At 65.9% G+C, this 17005-nt stretch carries 18 protein-coding genes and 1 pseudogene; 8 read left to right on the top strand and 11 right to left on the bottom strand.

Going from position 1 to position 17005, the window contains the following annotated elements; translation table 11 throughout:
- Window positions 1-106: 106 nt before the first annotated feature.
- Entirely contained in the window at window positions 107-577 is a 471-nt protein-coding gene (locus tag AC0L3C_RS07215) for a winged helix-turn-helix transcriptional regulator (RefSeq protein ID WP_473260089.1), read from the bottom strand.
- A 121-nt stretch (window positions 578-698) separates the two neighbouring features.
- Between AC0L3C_RS07215 and AC0L3C_RS07210 the strand changes: the two genes are divergently transcribed.
- Window positions 699-1472: an SDR family oxidoreductase gene (locus tag AC0L3C_RS07210; RefSeq protein WP_473407525.1), complete on the top strand. Its 774-nt coding sequence runs from the start codon at window positions 699-701 to the stop codon at window positions 1470-1472.
- Window positions 1473-1647: 175 nt separating this feature from the next.
- On the top strand, window positions 1648-1830 hold the full coding sequence (locus AC0L3C_RS07205) for a hypothetical protein (protein ID WP_027518388.1): 183 nt from the start codon (window positions 1648-1650) through the stop codon (window positions 1828-1830).
- A 69-nt stretch (window positions 1831-1899) separates the two neighbouring features.
- Here the strand turns inward: AC0L3C_RS07205 and AC0L3C_RS07200 are convergent, their stop codons facing one another.
- Entirely contained in the window at window positions 1900-2508 is a 609-nt protein-coding gene (locus tag AC0L3C_RS07200; RefSeq protein ID WP_473407524.1) for an FMN-dependent NADH-azoreductase, read from the bottom strand.
- Between the two features lie 83 nt (window positions 2509-2591).
- Here AC0L3C_RS07200 and AC0L3C_RS07195 point away from each other — a divergent pair, with 83 nt between their 5' ends.
- Entirely contained in the window at window positions 2592-3002 is a 411-nt protein-coding gene (locus AC0L3C_RS07195; RefSeq protein ID WP_473277913.1) for a winged helix-turn-helix transcriptional regulator, read from the top strand.
- Here the strand turns inward: AC0L3C_RS07195 and dprA are convergent.
- On the bottom strand, window positions 2999-4141 hold the full coding sequence (gene dprA / locus AC0L3C_RS07190) for a DNA-processing protein DprA (RefSeq protein ID WP_473407523.1): 1143 nt from the start codon (window positions 4139-4141) through the stop codon (window positions 2999-3001). The two genes, AC0L3C_RS07195 and dprA, sit on opposite strands and share 4 nt — an antisense overlap.
- Before the next feature lie 90 nt (window positions 4142-4231).
- Here dprA and AC0L3C_RS07185 point away from each other — a divergent pair, with 90 nt between their 5' ends.
- Window positions 4232-5476, top strand: a complete 1245-nt coding sequence (locus AC0L3C_RS07185) for an amidase (protein WP_473407522.1) — start codon at window positions 4232-4234, stop codon at window positions 5474-5476.
- Here AC0L3C_RS07185 and AC0L3C_RS07180 read toward each other — a convergent pair.
- The 4 genes from AC0L3C_RS07180 to AC0L3C_RS07165 form a co-directional block, all read right to left on the bottom strand.
- Window positions 5468-6673 (bottom strand): patatin-like phospholipase family protein, encoded by a 1206-nt coding sequence (locus tag AC0L3C_RS07180; RefSeq protein ID WP_473407521.1) that lies wholly within the window; start codon window positions 6671-6673, stop codon window positions 5468-5470. The two genes, AC0L3C_RS07185 and AC0L3C_RS07180, sit on opposite strands and share 9 nt — an antisense overlap.
- 146 nt (window positions 6674-6819) lie before the next feature.
- The gene (gene plsY / locus AC0L3C_RS07175; RefSeq protein WP_027518383.1) at window positions 6820-7416 is read right to left on the bottom strand and encodes a glycerol-3-phosphate 1-O-acyltransferase PlsY; all 597 of its coding nucleotides are present in this window, start codon (window positions 7414-7416) and stop codon (window positions 6820-6822) included.
- A 47-nt stretch (window positions 7417-7463) separates the two neighbouring features.
- A complete protein-coding gene (locus AC0L3C_RS07170) occupies window positions 7464-8765 on the bottom strand; it encodes a dihydroorotase (RefSeq protein ID WP_473260091.1) in 1302 nt (433 codons plus the stop codon).
- A 5-nt stretch (window positions 8766-8770) separates the two neighbouring features.
- Entirely contained in the window at window positions 8771-9718 is a 948-nt protein-coding gene (locus AC0L3C_RS07165) for an aspartate carbamoyltransferase catalytic subunit (protein ID WP_007603315.1), read from the bottom strand.
- A gap of 212 nt (window positions 9719-9930) precedes the next feature.
- On the opposite strand from AC0L3C_RS07165, the gene AC0L3C_RS07160 reads away from it, so the two are divergent.
- The 3 genes from AC0L3C_RS07160 to AC0L3C_RS07150 are packed head-to-tail and all read left to right on the top strand — an operon-like array spanning window position 9931 to window position 13141.
- Window positions 9931-10689, top strand: coding sequence for a M15 family metallopeptidase (locus AC0L3C_RS07160; RefSeq protein WP_473407558.1), 759 nt, complete (start codon window positions 9931-9933; stop codon window positions 10687-10689).
- Between the two features lie 20 nt (window positions 10690-10709).
- Window positions 10710-12353, top strand: a complete 1644-nt coding sequence (locus AC0L3C_RS07155; protein WP_473407520.1) for an acyl-CoA dehydrogenase family protein — start codon at window positions 10710-10712, stop codon at window positions 12351-12353.
- Between the two features lie 23 nt (window positions 12354-12376).
- Window positions 12377-13141: a lysostaphin resistance A-like protein gene (locus AC0L3C_RS07150; RefSeq protein WP_473277918.1), complete on the top strand. Its 765-nt coding sequence runs from the start codon at window positions 12377-12379 to the stop codon at window positions 13139-13141.
- Here AC0L3C_RS07150 and AC0L3C_RS07145 read toward each other — a convergent pair.
- Window positions 13138-14061, bottom strand: coding sequence for an AEC family transporter (locus AC0L3C_RS07145; protein ID WP_473407519.1), 924 nt, complete (start codon window positions 14059-14061; stop codon window positions 13138-13140). The two genes, AC0L3C_RS07150 and AC0L3C_RS07145, sit on opposite strands and share 4 nt — an antisense overlap.
- 3 nt (window positions 14062-14064) lie before the next feature.
- Window positions 14065-14556, bottom strand: a complete 492-nt coding sequence (ruvX, locus tag AC0L3C_RS07140) for a Holliday junction resolvase RuvX (RefSeq protein ID WP_473407518.1) — start codon at window positions 14554-14556, stop codon at window positions 14065-14067.
- A gap of 46 nt (window positions 14557-14602) precedes the next feature.
- On the opposite strand from ruvX, the pseudogene AC0L3C_RS07135 reads away from it, so the two are divergent.
- Window positions 14603-14812 (top strand): annotated as a pseudogene (locus tag AC0L3C_RS07135) (hypothetical protein); the annotation flags it as partial.
- Window positions 14813-14870: 58 nt separating this feature from the next.
- Here the strand turns inward: AC0L3C_RS07135 and AC0L3C_RS07130 are convergent.
- Both AC0L3C_RS07130 and AC0L3C_RS07125 read right to left on the bottom strand, forming a co-directional pair.
- The gene (locus tag AC0L3C_RS07130) at window positions 14871-15806 is read right to left on the bottom strand and encodes a cyclase family protein (RefSeq protein WP_473277920.1); all 936 of its coding nucleotides are present in this window, start codon (window positions 15804-15806) and stop codon (window positions 14871-14873) included.
- A gap of 216 nt (window positions 15807-16022) precedes the next feature.
- Window positions 16023-16913, bottom strand: a complete 891-nt coding sequence (locus AC0L3C_RS07125) for a LysR family transcriptional regulator (protein WP_473259590.1) — start codon at window positions 16911-16913, stop codon at window positions 16023-16025.
- Window positions 16914-17005: the final 92 nt, after the last annotated feature.

Raw genomic sequence — 17005 nt, 5'->3', positions numbered from 1 at the left:
GACCTGAGCGCGGTGCGAATTCCGGGTGACGAGCCTTCGCCAAACTCCTCCTTGGGGTAATGGGTCCTGGCTTTCGCCAGGACGACGTTGGAGAGATAGAGCGCCGCTATGCCATCGATCGCCGTCGCGGCGCAGGGCGCGGCTTCAGCGTGGTATCGGCTTGCTTCAGCAATCGCCCGTCCTCTGCGCGCAGCTCCAGCTTCTTCACCGGGCGGCCTTTCTCGCGATCGACTAGGATGGTCGCGATCTCCGACGGGCGATCGTCGAATTCCTCGCTCCATTGGCGCAGCGCTACCAACACCGGGAAGACTCCGCGGCCCTTCGGCGTCAGCACATATTCCTCGTAAGGGCTGCCGTCGGAGGCGGGGGCGGTCGCCAGAATGCCGTGGTCGACCAGCGCGCGCAGCCGGGTCGACAAGATGTTCTTGGCCATGCCTAGCTTGTTCTGAAACTCGCCGAAGCGGCGCAGGCCGAACAGCGCCTCGCGGATGATCAGCACCGACCACCGGTCGCCGATCGCTTCCAGCGATCGCGCGATCGGACACGCGTCGCCCTCGAAGCTCGTCCTTTTCACCACGGTCTCGTCCTTTCGCGATCGCACGGTCCCGTCGCCGTTCACGTGCTTGTGTGGTTGCATCATAAAACCAAATGCCCTAGATGGCAATCATAGTTTTATGATGCAACCACTGGAGGCGAACGTGAGACTGAAGAACAAGACGGCCCTGATCACCGGCGGCAATAGCGGCATCGGACTGGCGACGGCAAAGCTGTTCGTGGCCGAGGGCGCCAGAGTGGTGATCACCGGACGCAACAAGGAGACGCTCGAGGCGGCCGCGAAGGAGCTCGGGCCGAACGCGCTCGCGCTGGCCGCCGACGCCACCGACATTGCCGCGACCGAAGCTGCGATCAAGAAGGGCGCCGAAAAGTTCGGCAAGTTCGACGTCGTGTTCGCCAACGCCGGCATCGCCGGCGGCACGCCGCTCGGTTCGACCACGCTGGAGGATTTTCAGAGAGTCATCAGCACCAATCTGACCGGCGTGTTCTTCACCGTGCAGTCGGCGCTGCCTTATCTCAACGACAACGCTTCGATCATCCTCAACGGCTCGGTAATCTCCGTGCTCGGCATTCCCGGCTACTCGGCCTACGGCGCCGCGAAGGCCGGCGTGCGATCGATGGCGCGAACCATGGCCTCGGAGCTGTCGCCGCGCGGGATTCGCGTCAACGTAGTCGCGCCCGGTGCGATCCGCACGCCGATCTGGGGACCTGCGACCGCGACGCCCGAAGCCGAGAAGGAGTTCGAGAAGCGGATCGCGCTGACGACGCCGCTGGGCCGCATTGGTGAAACAGATCACGTTGCAAAGACGGTGCTGTTCCTCGCCTCCGACGATTCCGCGCATGTGCAGGGCCAGGAAATCTTCGTCGACGGCGGCGCGGTGGCCTCGCCGAGCGGCGCGCCGATCTATCGCGGCTGATCAATTGAAGTGAAAGTGAATCGGTCGGCACAGCAGCAAGCGGTTGCGCCGACCGGTTCCCACGTCTCGCGAGCTGTATTTTCTGAACCTTGCGTGAGACGTTGAACCTTCGCTTGCGCTGCCAAGACACTTTTACGGGCAGGGTCACGAAGACTCATTTTCAAGGGAGCCCGATATGCCAAAGGCAGCTCGTATTATTTCCCCGATTTCAGCACCGCGTATTTACACCGAAAACTCCGCCGTTCCCGCCAAGCGTTCCGATACCTCCGAGTTCATCGGGGTCGCTCTTTTCTCGGGCATCGGCCTGTTCGTTTCCCTCGTCGCCGTCATCCTCGGCATTCAGGGCGCCTGGTTTTAGCTTCGCCGATCGCGCACCGGTCGATCAGCCGCCGCGACGAGTTGCGGCGGCTGACGATGGTCCGTTCGCTCAGGCCGCGCGCAGCGTGGTCGCCGCCTGAAGCGCGCTTGCGAGGGACTTCTCGCGATGCTCGGGCCCGACCTGGATGCCGTCGGCACTGATGAATTCGGGATGAGCGATGCCCATGAAGCCGAATACGCCACGCAGATAGCTTTCGAGGTGCTCCAGCGACGCGGCGGGCGTGCCCGCGCCGTAATAGCCCCCGCGCGAGATCGCGAAGATCACGCGCTTGCCGCCGGCAAGGCCCTGCGGGCCGTTGGCCCCGTAGCTGAACGTCTTCCCCGCCACCAGGACACGGTCGATCCAGGCCTTGAGCTGGCTCGGAATGGTGAAATTGTACATGGGCGCGCCGATCACGACGATGTCGGCGGCAAGGAACTCCTCCAGCGCGGCCTTGCTGGCGGTGAGGTCGGGGCCGAGTTCCGCCGGCGCAGGCGCGCCTTGCGCGGCCGCCAGATGCGAGCCGGAGAGGTGGGCGAGCGGGCTCTGTGTCAGGTCGCGATAGACGATGTCGAGCGATGGCGTCGCCTGCCTGAGACGGTCGACGATGGCGGCCGAGACCTGCCGGGAAACGGAGTGGGGGCCGAGCACGCTGGAGTCGATGTGGAGAAGTTTCATTCGGGATCACCCTGGTATAAGTTTGTAACCAGAGCTACATGAGTGACTATCGAAATCCCCGCAAGAACGCACCTTTTTGAGCCATGGGCACATCCCTGAAACCTGCGCACATCGATTTGCCCGCCTCACCAAGGCCGGATCCCAACCATGCGGACTGCCGCGGCGTCGCCTCGATCCTCGCGCGCGTCGGCGACAAATGGAGCGTGTTCGTCATCATGATGCTGAGCGATGGGCCGAAGCGCTTCAACGAGCTCAAGCGCATGATCAACGGCATTTCGCAGCGGATGCTGACCCTGACGCTGCGCGGGCTCGAACGTGACGGCCTGGTCACACGCACGATCTTCCCGACCATTCCGCCGCGCGTGGATTACGAGCTGACCGATCTCGGCCGCGGACTGCAACAGCCGGTGAAGGCACTCGGCGAATGGGCGATCACGCATCAGGAGCAGATCGCCTCCGCGCGCACGCGCTTCGACGAGCGGAACACCCCTTAAAGCAGCGAGACCAAGCCACCGCCGTGGCGTTCGAGCCGGCCGGCGAGTTCGAGCTCCAAGAGCACGGTGCGCACGATGGCCGGCGAGGCGCCGGACATCCGCACGAGATCGTCGATCGTGACAGGGGCGGGGCCGAGCAGGCCGGTGATCTGATCGCGGTCGTATCCTTGCGGATCGCTTTCGAACGGCTCGCTGTCGGGCTCGCGCGCGGTACGCATCAGCGGCCGCTCCATGATCGGTGCGACCGCGTTGACGACGTCGGCGGCTTCGGTGACCAGCGTCGCGCCCTGCTTGATCAGATCATTGGTGCCGGCGGCGCGCGGATCGAGCGGCGAGCCCGGCACCGCGAACACTTCGCGGCCCTGTTCGGCGGCCATGCGCGCGGTGATCAGCGAGCCCGAGCGATGCGCCGCCTCCACCACGACCACGCCAAGCGCGGCGCCCGAGATCAGCCGGTTGCGGCGAGGGAAGTCGCGGGCGCGCGGCTCGTGGCCGAGCGGCATCTCGGAGATCGCAGCACCCTTGCGATCGAGGATCGAGGCCAGCAGATCGCCATGCTCCGGCGGATAGATGCAGTCATGGCCGCCGGCGAGCACGGCGATGGTGCCGCTCTCGACGCTGGCGCGGTGCGCGGCCTGGTCGACGCCGCGCGCGAGCCCGGAGATGACGACAAAGCCGGCTTCGCCAAGCTCGCGGGCGAGCTGACCGGCGAATTTCAAGCCTGCACCGGAGGCATTGCGCGAGCCGACGATCGCGATCATCGGCCGCATCAGCGTTGCACTGTCGCCGCGCACGGCGAGCAACGGCGGCGCATCGTCGAGCGTCGCCAGCCGCGCCGGATAGCCGTCCTCGCCGGGCGCGAGCCAGGCGATACCGAACTTGCGGCTCGCGGCGAGCTCGGCTTTCGCCTCGTCGGCGCCACAGATGCGCGCCGATCGCTGCGCACCGCCGCGGCGTGCGAGATCCGGCAGCCGCTCCAGCGCCGCGCGCGCCGTGCCGAAATGATCGACCAGCGACCGGAACGTGCGCGGCCCGACATTGTCGGACCGGATCAGCCGCAGGCGGTCGATCCTGTCGGCCTCGGTCAGCTCTACGCTGGGATTGATGGCGTCCACGGCAGCTCCTTGCAGGCACAGCATGGAACAACCTGAGGGCGTGGGCAACAGCGACGTGCGCTTGCACAGCTTCGGCGCGATGCTAAAAGCGATACCAATAAGAAGGGTATTGCCATGATCTCACTTGCCCACCTCCAGCGCCGCATCGAAGCGGGCGAGCTTTCGCCTGAGGACGCCATCGCCCAGTCGCATGCGGCGATCGAGGCGCGGGAGAAGGACGTGCGCGCCTTCGTCCGTCACGACAAATCCGCGAAGCCACAAGCCTCCGGGCCGCTGCGCGGCATCGCGGTCGGGATCAAGGACATCATCGACACCGCCAATATGCCGACCGAGATGGGCTCGGAGATCTATCGCGGCTGGCAGCCGCGCGCGGACGCGCCTGTCGTGATGATGTTGAAGCGGGCGGGCGCCACCATCATCGGCAAGACCACGACCACGGCGTTCGCCTCACGCGATCCGACCCCGACGCTCAATCCGCACAATCTCGGCCATACGCCGGGCGGCTCGTCCTCGGGCTCGGCCGCGGCCGTCGGCGCCGGCATGATCCCGCTGGCGCTGGGCACCCAGACCGGCGGCTCGGTGATCCGGCCCGCGGCCTATTGCGGGACCGCCGCGATCAAGCCGTCCTTCCGGATGCTGCCGACGGTCGGCGTCAAATGCTATTCGTGGGCGCTCGACACGGTCGGCCTGTTCGGCGCGCGCGCGGAAGATCTCGCGCGCGGGCTGCTGGCGATGACCGGCCGCACCGAATTCGCCGGCATCGTCCCGGCGAAGGCGCCGCGCATCGGCGTTATCAGGCAGGAGTTTGCCGGCGCCGTGGAGCCGGCCGCCGAAGAGGGGCTGCAAGCCGCGATCAGGGCGGCGACGCGGGCCGGCGCCAGCGTGCAGACCATCGATCTGCCGGAAGCGGTGCAGGAGGCCTGGCGCATCCATCCGATCATTCAGGACTTCGAGGCGCATCGCGCGCTCGCCTGGGAATTTTCCGAACGCCACGACGAGATCGCGCCGATGCTGCGCGCCAGTCTCGATGCGACGGTCGGTCTCACACCCAAGGACTACGACGACGCACGCCGGATCAGCCGCCGTGGCCGTCGCGAGCTTGGCGAGTTGTTCGAGGGGTTCGACGTGCTGCTGACCTATTCGGCGCCGGGCACGCCGCCGGCCAAGGAGCTAGCGAGCACCGGCGACCCCCGCTACAACCGGCTCTGGACGCTGATGGGTAACCCTTGCGTCAACGTGCCGGTGCTCAAGGCCAATGGCCTGCCGATCGGTGTGCAGGTGATCGCGCGCTTCGGTAACGACGCGCATGCGCTGGCGACGGCGTGGTTCCTGGAGCAGGCGCTGGCGAAATCAGGCTAGCGCAGGTTCGCGGGCGACGATGCGCTGGCCGGGTGCGGCCGGCGCTGCACTGTGATCGGTATCTTGCTTGAGCCAGCGCCCGGCGGCTTCGCGGCCGCTGCGGTGCAGCGCGCGAATGAAACCGCGCCCGAGATCGGTGGACGAGCGCTGCGCCAGGCCGTCGACGAAATCTTCCGCTGCGATCCTGGAGAGCCGCAGCGCCGATGCGGCCTGCGATTGCGCCCATTCCATCGCCGCGATCTCGGCATTGAGGGCGGCGTTGGCCGCGATCTGGTCCAGCCTGCGGTCGATCGCGGCGAGCGTGATCGGCACGTAGCTGTCGCGCGCCGGCGTGACCTGGACGAGCAGGATCTCGGTGCTCGTCGTATCCCGCACGAGCCGCAGCAGGGGCGGATTGCCGCCGAGGCCGCCGTCCCAATAAGCCTCGCCGTCGATCTCCACCGCGCAATGAACCAGCGGCGGACAGGTCGAGGCCAGCGCGACGTCTGCGGTGATCACGTCGTTGCAGAAGATCTGCTGCTGGCCGTCGCGGATCCGGGTTGCTGCGATCAGAAGCTTCGGGCAGCGCGGGTCGCGCAATGCGGAAAAGTTGATGTCGCGGGACAGCGCCTGCCGCAGCGGATCGAGATCGAACGGATCGAACTGGCCGGAGCGCAGCGTCGGACCGAATGCGACCGAGCTTCCTGCCGGCGAGAAGCCGCCGATCAGCATCAGCGATCGGAACGAGGCTTCATGCATCAGCCGGATCCAGAACCGGTTCAGCCGCGCGCGCGCACCTTCACGGCCACCCTCGGCGAAACCGGAAGCGAGCAGCAGCGCGTTGATGGCGCCGGCGCTGGCGCCGCTGATGGTGTCGATCGCGATCGATGGCTCTTCGAGCAGCCGCTCCAGCACGCCCCACGTGAAAGCGGCGAAGGTGCCGCCGCCCTGAAGCGCCAGCGACAATTTTTGCGGAGGCCATGGGTTGGCGCGGGGCCGCGCGGGTGCAATTGGTGCCGCAGCGATCACGGGCTCAATTGTCAGAGGAGCTTGCGCGATGCGAGCAGGCTGCGGCGTTGGTGGCGAAACGGGCACAGGCTTGGGAGCAGGAACCGGCGAGGGCGCACTAGACCAGATGTCCGTCGTCGAGAGCAGCCGGCTTGCCGCAGTGCCCTGCAAGCCATCTTCAACATGCGCGCTGACAATCTTCTCGCTCATTCTGAGCAACCGCGTAGAGCCATGCCCATGATCAGGGCCAAGGCCTGGAACCCGTTCGTCCATACAGCCGTGATTCGGCTGCAAGTTGCGAACACCATTTGCGATATAATGCAGAAGGGGTGCCGCGGTATCCGTGGATTCCCGGCTTATGCCTTCTCGCCGATCCGGCTTTCCTTGCCCGATTGCAGCCGCTTGATGTTCTCGCGATGAGCATAGAACAGCAGCAGCGTCAGCACCGCCGCCAGCGCCGCGAGTGCGGGCTGCCCGAACCACAGCAGGAACAGCGGGGTGATGAACGAGGCCACCAGGGCCGAGAGCGAGGAATAGCGGGCGGTGAACGCGGTCGCCAACCAGAGCAGGCAGAACACTACCGCCGCTGGCCAGAACAGCCCGAGCATGATGCCGATATAGACGGCGACACCCTTGCCGCCTTTGAATTTGAGCCAGACCGGGAAGAGATGGCCGAGGAAGGCGCCAAGCCCGGCTAGCATCGCGGCATTGGGACCGGCGATGTAGCCCGCGATCACGACCGCCACGGTGCCCTTGAGCGCGTCGAACAGCAGGGTCGCGGCGGCAAGGCCCTTGCGCCCCGTGCGCAGCACGTTGGTGGCGCCGATGCTGCCGGAGCCGATCGAGCGGATGTCCTGCGTGCCGCCGAGTTTCGTCAGGATCAGCCCGAACGGAATCGAGCCGAGCAGGTATCCGATGACAAAAGCCACCGGCAGGAACAATTCAAGCGCCATGTCTGCAAATTCCCTGTCTGCAAATTCCCTGGCAGCAGCTCCGCACGTCAGACATGCTCGTATACCGTCCGTCCGCCGACAATGGTGCGCACCACGCGGCCTGTAAAGCGGGCCTCGTCGAACGGGGTGTTCTTGCAGGGCGATTTGAGGTCGGCGGGATCGACCACCCAGGGAACATCGGGGTCGATCACGATGACGTCGGCGGGGCTGCCCGTGCGCAGGGTTCCGCCAGGCAATCCCAAAATCTCGGCCGGCCGCGTCGACATCGCCCGGATCAGCGTCTTGAGATCCAGCTCGTCGTTGTGCACGAGGCGAAGGCCCGCCGGGAGCATGGTCTCCAGCCCGATGGCGCCGGGGGCTGCTTCCGCGAAAGGCAGGCGCTTGACCTCGACGTCCTGCGGATTGTGGTCGGACATGATGACGTCGACGAGGCCGGAGGCGACGGCGGCGACCAGCGCGCGGCGGTCGTCCTCGGTGCGCAGCGGCGGCGACAGCTTCAGGAACGAACGGTAAGGGCCGATGTCGTTCTCGTTCAGCGCAAGGTGGTTGATCGAGGCCGAGGCGGTCACGGCCAGGCCGGCGTCGCGGGCGCGCCGGAGGATTTCGAGCGACTCGATGCAGGTCAGCGACGCCGCGTGATAGCGGCCGCCGGTCAGCGCGACCAGGCGCATGTCGCGCTCCAGCATCACGGCCTCCGCCGCGTTCGGGATGCCCATCAGGCCGAGCCGCGAGGCGAATTCGCCCTCGTTCATCACGCCTTCGCCGACGAGATCGCGATCCTCGGTGTAGTGCACGATCAGCGCGTCGAAATCGCGCGCGTAGGTCAGGGCGCGGCGCATCACCTGCGCATTGACCACGCTTTTGTCGCAGTCGCTGAAGGCGATCGCGCCGGCCGCCTTGAGCAGGCCGAACTCGGTCATCTCCTCGCCGCGCATGCCCTTGGTCAGCGCCGCCATCGGCTGAATGTTGACGATTGCGGTGTCGCGGGCGCGCCGCATCACGAAGTCGACGGTCGCCGAGTTGTCGATCACCGGCAAGGTATCAGGCTGGCAGATGATGGTGGTGATGCCGCCGGTCGCAGCCGCCTGGCTCGCGGAGGCAAAGGTCTCGCGATGGCTGAAGCCGGGCTCGCCGACGAAGGCACGCATGTCGATCAGCCCGGGTGCGACGATCTTGCCGGCGCAGTTGACGACGTCGGTGCCCTCGGGGACGCCGGCAGCGCCAATGCCGCGGCGGGTCTCCCGGATGATGCCGTCGGCAATCAGGACATCGCCGGGGCCATCGAAATCCCGGGAGGGGTCGACGACGCGGGCATTGGCAAGCAGGATGGGTCGGCGGTCGGTCAACATGAGCATCACGCGTTCGGCAGGTTGCGGGCGAGCGCTTCCAGCACCGCCATGCGCACGGCCACGCCCATTTCCACCTGTTCGCGGATCAGGGATTGCGCGCCGTCAGCGACCGCAGTGTCGATCTCGACGCCGCGGTTCATGGGGCCGGGATGCATGACGAGGGCGTCTGGCTTGGCGTAGGCGAGCTTCTTCTGGTCCAGCCCGAAATAATGGAAATACTCGGAGGTGGACGGCACGAAGGAGCCGTTCATGCGCTCGCGCTGGAGCCGCAACATCATGACGATGTCGGCGCCGTTGAGCCCCTCGCGCATGTCGCGCGCAACCTCGACGCCCATCCGCTCGATGCCGGGCGGCAGCAGCGTGGAGGGGCCGACGACGCGGACGCGGGCGCCCATCGCGTTGAGCAGGATGATGTTGGAGCGGGCGACGCGCGAATGCAGCACGTCGCCGCAGATCGCGACGACAAGGCCCTCGAGCCGGCCCTTGTTGCGGCGGATGGTGAGCGCGTCGAGCAGGGCCTGGGTCGGATGTTCATGTGCGCCGTCGCCGGCATTGATCACGGAACCGTCGACCTTGCGGGCCAGCAGTTCCACCGCGCCGGAGGCGTGATGGCGCACCACCAGGATATCCGGGTGCATGGCGTTGAGCGTCATGGCCGTGTCAACCAGCGTCTCGCCTTTTTTGATGGACGAGGAGGACACCGACATGTTCATGACGTCGGCGCCCAATCGTTTGCCGGCGAGCTCGAACGAGGATTGGGTTCGGGTGGAAGCCTCGAAGAAGAGGTTCACCTGCGTCCGTCCACGCAGGACGGTGCGCTTCTTGTCAACCTGGCGGTTGAGCTCGACATATTCTTCGGACAGGTCGAGGAGGCCGGTGATGTCGGCCGCGGAAAGGCCCTCGATGCCCAGCAAATGCCGGTGGCCGAGGACGAAGGTCGATTTCGATGTCATTAAAGCGAGAGCTATAGGCGGGGATGGCCGGGGGGGCAAGGGCCAAAGCCCGGGCGGGGAGTTATCCCCCGATCTGTCGGTCTTGTCGCTGGCGTGAGCTGTCCCCGTCTTCTCCGTCATGCCCGGCCTTGTGCCGGGCATCCACGTTCTTCGCGAGTATTTGTTGTAAAAAGGCGCGGATGGCCGGGACAAGCCCGGCCATGACGACTGGGATGTATTTCGTGAAGTTAATTCTGGCAGCGCTCCTGGCGCTAATGACGATCAGCACTGCCCACGCCCAATCGCTTCCCGGCGGTTTCGTCTATTTGCACGACATCGACCCCAGCATCATCCAGGACATCCGCTACGCCACCTCGAACAATTTCGTCGGCCGTCCGCTCGCCGGCTACGGCGCGGGCGAATGCGTGGTGAAGCGGGAGGTTGGGTTGCGGCTGAAGGCGGTCCAGCAGGAACTGGCGACGCAAAATCTCTCGCTGAAGATGTTCGACTGCTACCGGCCGGCGCGGGCCTCGCTCGACATGGTCAAGTGGTCGCAGAACGGCCACGAGACCGCCGCCGAGCGGCGCTACAATCCGAAAATTCCCAAGACCGAGCTGTTCCGCCTCGGCTACATCGCAAGCCGCTCGCAGCATTCGACGGGCGCGGCGCTCGATCTCACTCTGGTCGATCTCAAGGCCGACAATTCTGGCAAATACGACCCGTCAAAGGCCTACGCCGATTGCACGGCGCCGGTCGAGGGGCGATTGCCGGAGGGCAGCGTCGACATGGGCACCGGCTATGACTGCACCGACGTGAAAGGACACACCGCCTCACCATCAATCAGTCCGGACCAGCGCACCTGGCGCAAGCGGCTGGTGGCTGCGATGGCGAGGCAAGGCTTTGTGAACTATGCGAAGGAGTGGTGGCACTTTTCACTGCCGGGGGCGGGAGGGGCGGCCTATGATTTCCCGATCCAGCCGCGGCGGAACTGATTCCGCGCCGAGGACATGAGATGACCCAGCCCAGCTTCGCGACCCACGAGGTCTTCAACCAGTCACCGCCGTTCGAGGACGTCGATCTGTTCGCCGCGGACCAGCCGCTGGTCGCGGCGGTCAGGAGCAATGGCGGTGCGGCGGCCGAACGGGAGCTCTCGGAGTTCGGTAAGCATTGGGGCTCGGCTGCGATGGCCGATCGGGGGCGCGTCGCGAACGAGAACACGCCGAAGCTGCGCAGCTTCGATGCCAAGGGCAATCGGCGCGACCAGGTCGAATTTCATCCGGCCTATCATGAACTGATGGCCCACAGCGTCCGTGCCGGCGTGCACAATTCGACGTGGACCGCGGATGGAAGACCCGCGGGCGATGCCGCAGAGGTCGTCCGCGCGGCAAAATTCTACATGGCCGCGCAGGTCGAGACCGGCCATCTCTGCCCGATCACGATGACACGCGCCTCCGTGGCGGCGCTCGCGATGCAGCCTGATCTGCTCGCCAAGGTGATGCCGGTGCTGTCGACGAAAAGCTACGATCCCACCTTCGCGCGGTGGTGGCAGAAGCGCGGCATGACCCTCGGCATGGGCATGACCGAGAAGCAGGGCGGCACCGACGTGCGCGCCAACATGACGCGCGCGGTGCGCGACGGAGGCGCCTACCGCATCACCGGCCACAAATGGTTCATGTCGGCGCCGATGTGCGACGCCTTCCTTGTACTGGCCCAGGCGGACCAGGGACTGACCTGTTTCTTCATGCCGCGCTTCGCGCCGGATGGGGCGGTGAACGCGATCCAGTTCCAGCGGCTGAAGGACAAGCTCGGCAACCGCTCCAATGCGTCGTCCGAGGTCGAGTTCGTCGGTGCCTATGCGGAAGCTGTCGGCGAAGAGGGGAAGGGCATCCGCACCATCATCCAGATGGTGCAACTCACGCGGCAGGATTGCGCGATCGCCTCGGTCGGCCTGATGCGCTCGGGGCTCGCCCACGCGCTGCATCACGCCCGGCACCGCAGCGTGTTCCAGAAACATCTGGCCGATCAGCCCTTGATGCAGGCCGTGCTCTCCGACATGGCCTTGCACGTCGAAGCAAGCACAGCCTTGGTGATGCGGCTCTGCCGCGCCTTCGATCGGACGCCGCACGATCCGGCGGAGGCCGCCTACATGCGGCTGCTGACGCCTGCGATCAAATACTGGACCTGCAAGAGCGCGCCGCCGTTCCTCTACGAGGCCATGGAATGCCTCGGCGGCAACGGCTATGTCGAGGACGGCATTCTGGCGCGGCACTACCGGGAGGCGCCGGTCAACGCGATCTGGGAAGGTTCGGGCAACGTCATGTGCCTCGACGTGCTGCGCGCGCTCTCGCGCGAGGCGGAGGCGGCGATGGCGGTACTGGAATCGCTTGCCACCGAGACCAAAGGTTTGCCAGGAGCAGGCGAGGCGGTCTCGTTCATCGGCAAGACCTTCCGGCGCGCGGACGGCGAACGCGTCGCGCGCCTTGCGGTCGAGAAGCTGGCGCTGCTTGCGGCCTCGGCCGCGCTCAACGGCGTGTCGCCGCGCCAAGCCGAGCTGTTCGCCACCACAAGCCTCGCCGCCAATCACGCCAGCATGTACGGCGCGGTCGATCTCGAGAGTGGCGATGTACGCGCGCTGCTGGAGCGGGCGCTGCCGTGAGCCTCTCAAACGAAAGCGCTTTAATGGACTCCCTCAATCCCGATCATCCTCCGCTCACCGAGACGCCGGCGCCGCCGCGAGTCTGGAAATTCTGGGGTACGGCGCTGTGGGGCATCGCTATCTTCGCAGCCATGTTCGTCGGGCAGATCGGGGCCATCGTCTATCTGGTCTGGGTTGCCCGCGACCCCATCGACCTCGCATCGATGCAGCACGTCGGCGGCGAGCCGGCGTCGCTCGCGTTGTCGGTCACGATGGGCCTGCCGGCGACGCTGGCCGCCGTGTGGCTGGCGATCCGCATCAAGAAGGCCTCCTTCGTCGACTATCTCGCGTTGTATTGGCCGTCCTGGAAGCAACTCCTGTTCGGCGCCGTCGGGCTGATCCTGATCGTGGTGGCCTGGGAGACGATGTCGCGGAGTCTCGGCCGCGAAGCGACGCCGGGCTTCATGACCGATCTGTTGAAATCCGGCCGCGACAAGGGCGCTGCCGTGATGCTGCTGTTCGCCTTCAGCGTGGCGGCGCCCATGTCCGAAGAGGTTTTGGCGCGCGGCTTTCTCTACCGCGGCTGGTCGGCGAGCTTCCTGCGCGTCCCCGGCGCGATCATCCTCTCGTCGCTGGTGTGGACGGTCGTGCACCTGCAATACGACCTGTACTTCCTCGCCGAGGTCTTCTCCATCGGCCTGTGGTTCGGCTACATGCGCTATCGCAGCAACTCACTGTGGCTCACGATCGTGCTGCATGCGCTGAACAATCTGACGGCGGTGGTGCTGACGATGTGGTTGGGGAGTTAGGCCACCAGCGCGATCGCGATCGGCATGGTGATCGCCGCCAAAATCGTCTGCAGCGTGATGATCTGCGCCAGTAGTGGGGCATCGCCGCCCATCTGGCGGGCCAGCACATAGGCGCTGGTCGAGGTCGGCACCGCGGCGCAGATCGCGACGATGGCGAGGCTGTCGCCGGACAGTCCGAACCAGACGGCGAGCACCAGCGCGACCACGGGCATCAGCACCAGCTTGAACACCACGCCGATAGCTGCCCCCGTACTGGGGCGGAGCAGGCCTTCAAGATGCAGGCCGGCGCCGGTGACGAGCAGGCCGATGGCGAGCGAGGAGCGGCCGAGTGCGTCCGCCACCTCATGCCAGATCTTCGGCAGCGGCAGGTGGATGACATTGATGACGAGGCCGATCGCGCAGGCCCAGATCAGGGGATTGCGGACGACCGTCATGACAATCGCGCGCGCGGATTGCTTCTCCGGCGCTGCGTAGTGCGCGAGCACCGCGACGCTGAGGACGTTGACCAGCGGAATGATCGCCACCATCGCGACCGAGGCGAGCGCCAGCCCGACCTCGCCGAACATGTTGGCGGAGACGGACAGCGCCACATAGGTCTGCCAGCGGATCGCGCCCTGGAAGATCGAGGTGAAGGCGGGGCCGTCGATATCGAGCCGCGACAGGGCGGGGCGGAGCGCGAGGCAGAGCAGCGACATCGCCAGCGCCGACAGCAGCAGCGCGCCGCCGACGCCGGCCACCGGCACCTTGGACAGGTCGGCCTTCACCAGCGTCTGGATCAGCAGCATCGGAAACAGCACGAAATAGGTCAGCCGCTCCAGCCCGTTCCATTGCGTGTCGAGCCGCATCAGGGTGCGCTTCAGCACCACGCCGAGCACGATCAGGATAAAGACGGGGAGGAGCGCCGCGATCACGACGGCCATGGATCAGTCAGGCCCCGGGGCTGCGCGCAGATTGGCGAGGCGGTCGAGCGCGCCTTGCAGGATGAAGATCGCGGCGTGCTCGTCGATCACTTCGGCGCGCTTGGCGCGGCTGACGTCCATGCCGATCAGTTCGCGCTCGACCGCGGCGGTCGACAGGCGCTCGTCCCAGAGGCCGATCGGCAGCGCGGTCAGGCCGGCGAGGTTGCGGGCAAAGGCCCGGGTGGATTGCGCGCGCGGGCCCTCGCTGCCGTCCATGTTGATGGGCAGGCCGAGCACGAAGCCGACGGCCTTGCGTTCACTGGCAATCGCGAGCAGCCGAGCGGCATCCTGCTTGAACGCCTTGCGATGGATCGTCTCTACTCCGGTCGCCAACCGGCGGTCCGGATTGGACACGGCAACGCCGATGGTCTTGGTACCGAGATCAAGGCCGACCAACCCGCCGCGTTCGGGCCAGTGGGTTGCGGCATCGACGAGAGGCAGGATAAGAGCCGGCATGGTGTTAGCGCATATCACGCGTCGCGCTACGGAGTGAACCCGGAACATGGATGCGCTGACATTATTCGGGTTATTCGCCGCGACGGCGATGCTGGTCACTTATGCCCTGGAGGACCGCAGCCACTGGTTCGTACTGATGTTCGCAATGTCCTGCGTGCTCGGTTCGGCTTACGGCTTCCTGCAAGGCGCCTGGCCGTTCGGCGTCGTCGAGGCGATCTGGGCCGTTGTGGCGCTGCGGCGATGGCATCTCAGGCCGGAGAGAAAGGCCGGGCGAGGGCGTCTGCGGACGGCAGGGTCCTCGCCCGGGCATCGGATCAACGGATCGCGATCGGGTTGATCATGGCCTGCACGCCGCCGGTCCAGCGCGGCTGGCCCAGCACGAACAGGAATTCGTATCCCTTGTCCTTGGCAAGCGCGGCCGTATCCATGTTCTCCAGGATGTAGGTCCCGTTCATCGCGAGCAGGATCTGGTGCACCTCGAACACGTTCTTGGACTCGAACGGCAGCACCTCGAGCGCCCAGGTGTCGGCACCGATCGCGACGACGCCCTTACTGGTCAGGTATTTTGCGCCTTCGACGCCGAGGCCGGGCTCGCCGGCCGAATAGCGCTTGTCGTCCTTGCCGATCAGGCTGAGCCAGCCGGTGTGGAAGATGACGACGTCGCCCTGGCGGATCTCGACCCCCTGCTTCTTCGCGACCTCATCGATCTCCTTGACGTTGAAGGCGGTGCCTTCCTTCACGATATCGGTGTTGTAATAGGCGGCCATGTCGAGCAGCACGCCGCGGGTCACGATCGGCGGCACCTTCTCGATGCCGAGCTTCTTCAATCCGTTCGGATCGGCGAAGTCGGCGAGCTTGTTGCCGTTGTAGTAGACGTGCTCGACGCCGAGATGGCCGAGTCCGTCGATCTGGCTACCGATGCCGACCCAGGTGTCGAGGATGTCGTCATTGTAGGTGGCCTTGTTCGGGCCCAAACCCGGGATGCCGGCCTGTCCGGGTTGCACGATGGTGAGCTTGAATGCGCGCGGCGGATAGGCGGGCGTTTGTGGTGTAACGGGAATGCCGAGCGCGTAGGTCTTCCCGGTCTTCACCAGAGATGCGGCCTTCAGCACGAGCTCGGGGGTCATGTAGTTGGCGGCGCCGATCTCGTCGTTCGGCCCCCATTTCGATTTGGTCCAGTCTTGAGCGCTTGCTGATTCGATCGTCGCAGACAACGCGGCGACACAGCACAACACGAGCGTATTGCGCATCGATAGTCCTCCCGATGTTTTTGCCGATGTTTGGCTTCGTTATGATTTCGCGCTGGCCAGTCGCTCATCCTAACGTAGAAAAGCCGCGGGCTTCAAAACTTTTCGCGGTGCCATGCTGCGGCGGCTGAACGCAGCACTCGCCGCGCGCAGCGTCGGTTGAATCAAGTACGACAGATTTGTGACAGTGAATTTCGCGTCGTGGAACGCGCTGGCATCTCAGGCTGCGATGACTTCGTCGTCTTGCTTCAGGCAGGCGGCAAACCCGCTCAGCGCGCTGGTTTGATGTCCGGCACGACGCTGGATGAAGAGCGTCTCGACCTGCGCGTGCGAATGGCTCAGCGCGTGGATCGACACGCTGCCGTTGATCGCGCTGCGTTCGACCACGGCGCGCGGCAGCAGCGTCACGCCCATGTCGGCGGCGACACAGCCGATCATGCCGTCGAGCGTGCCGAGCTCGAAGCGCGCGGCTGACGGCCAGCCGAACTCGACAAAGATCTGTTCCAACCGCTGCCGGTAGGTGCAGCCGGTGCGGAACGCCAGCGCCGTCGGACCGGATTCCGGCGTGCCGGCGCGCAGCTCGGTGAGCGTGGCCCAGCGCCGCGCGCTGACCAGCACCAGCTCTTCGCGGAACGCGCTTGTCGCAATGAGATCGGCATGCGCGATCGGACCTGCGACAAAGGCGCCGTCGAGCGTGCCTTCGAGCACGCAAGCGACGAGGTCGGCAGTGGGCGCGGTGCGCAGGCTCAGCCGGACGGCGGGAAAGCGGTGATGAAAGTCCGCGAGCAATGGCGGCAGCCGCACCGCTGCGGTCGTTTCCATCGAGCCGATCGCGAGGGGTCCCTTGGGCTCGCCGTCGTCACAGGCCGCGAGCACGGCCTCGCGCGCCAGTGCGGACATCCGTTGCGCGTAGGGCAAAAGGCGCTTGCCCGCGCCGGTCAGGGTCATGCCGCGGCTATGCCGTTCGAACAGCGGCGTGCCGATCTCGGCTTCCAGCGCCTTCACGCGCTGGGTCACGTTCGACTGCACCGTGTTGAGCTCTTCGGCCGCGCGGGTGATGCCCCCGGTCCGGGCGACGGCGGCGAAGGTCTGGATGTCGCTGAGTTCCATAATATCGTTTCTCTTTCGAGATGGCAGCGTTCGCAAGAATTCAATTTTAGAGAATGGTATTCGCGCCTAGTCTCGCTGTCCAGACCAGGGAG

Source organism: Bradyrhizobium sp. WSM4872 (assembly GCF_055811715.1).
The sequence above is the reverse complement of the archived record's forward strand: the minus strand, read 5'-3'. Positions and strand labels throughout refer to the sequence as shown.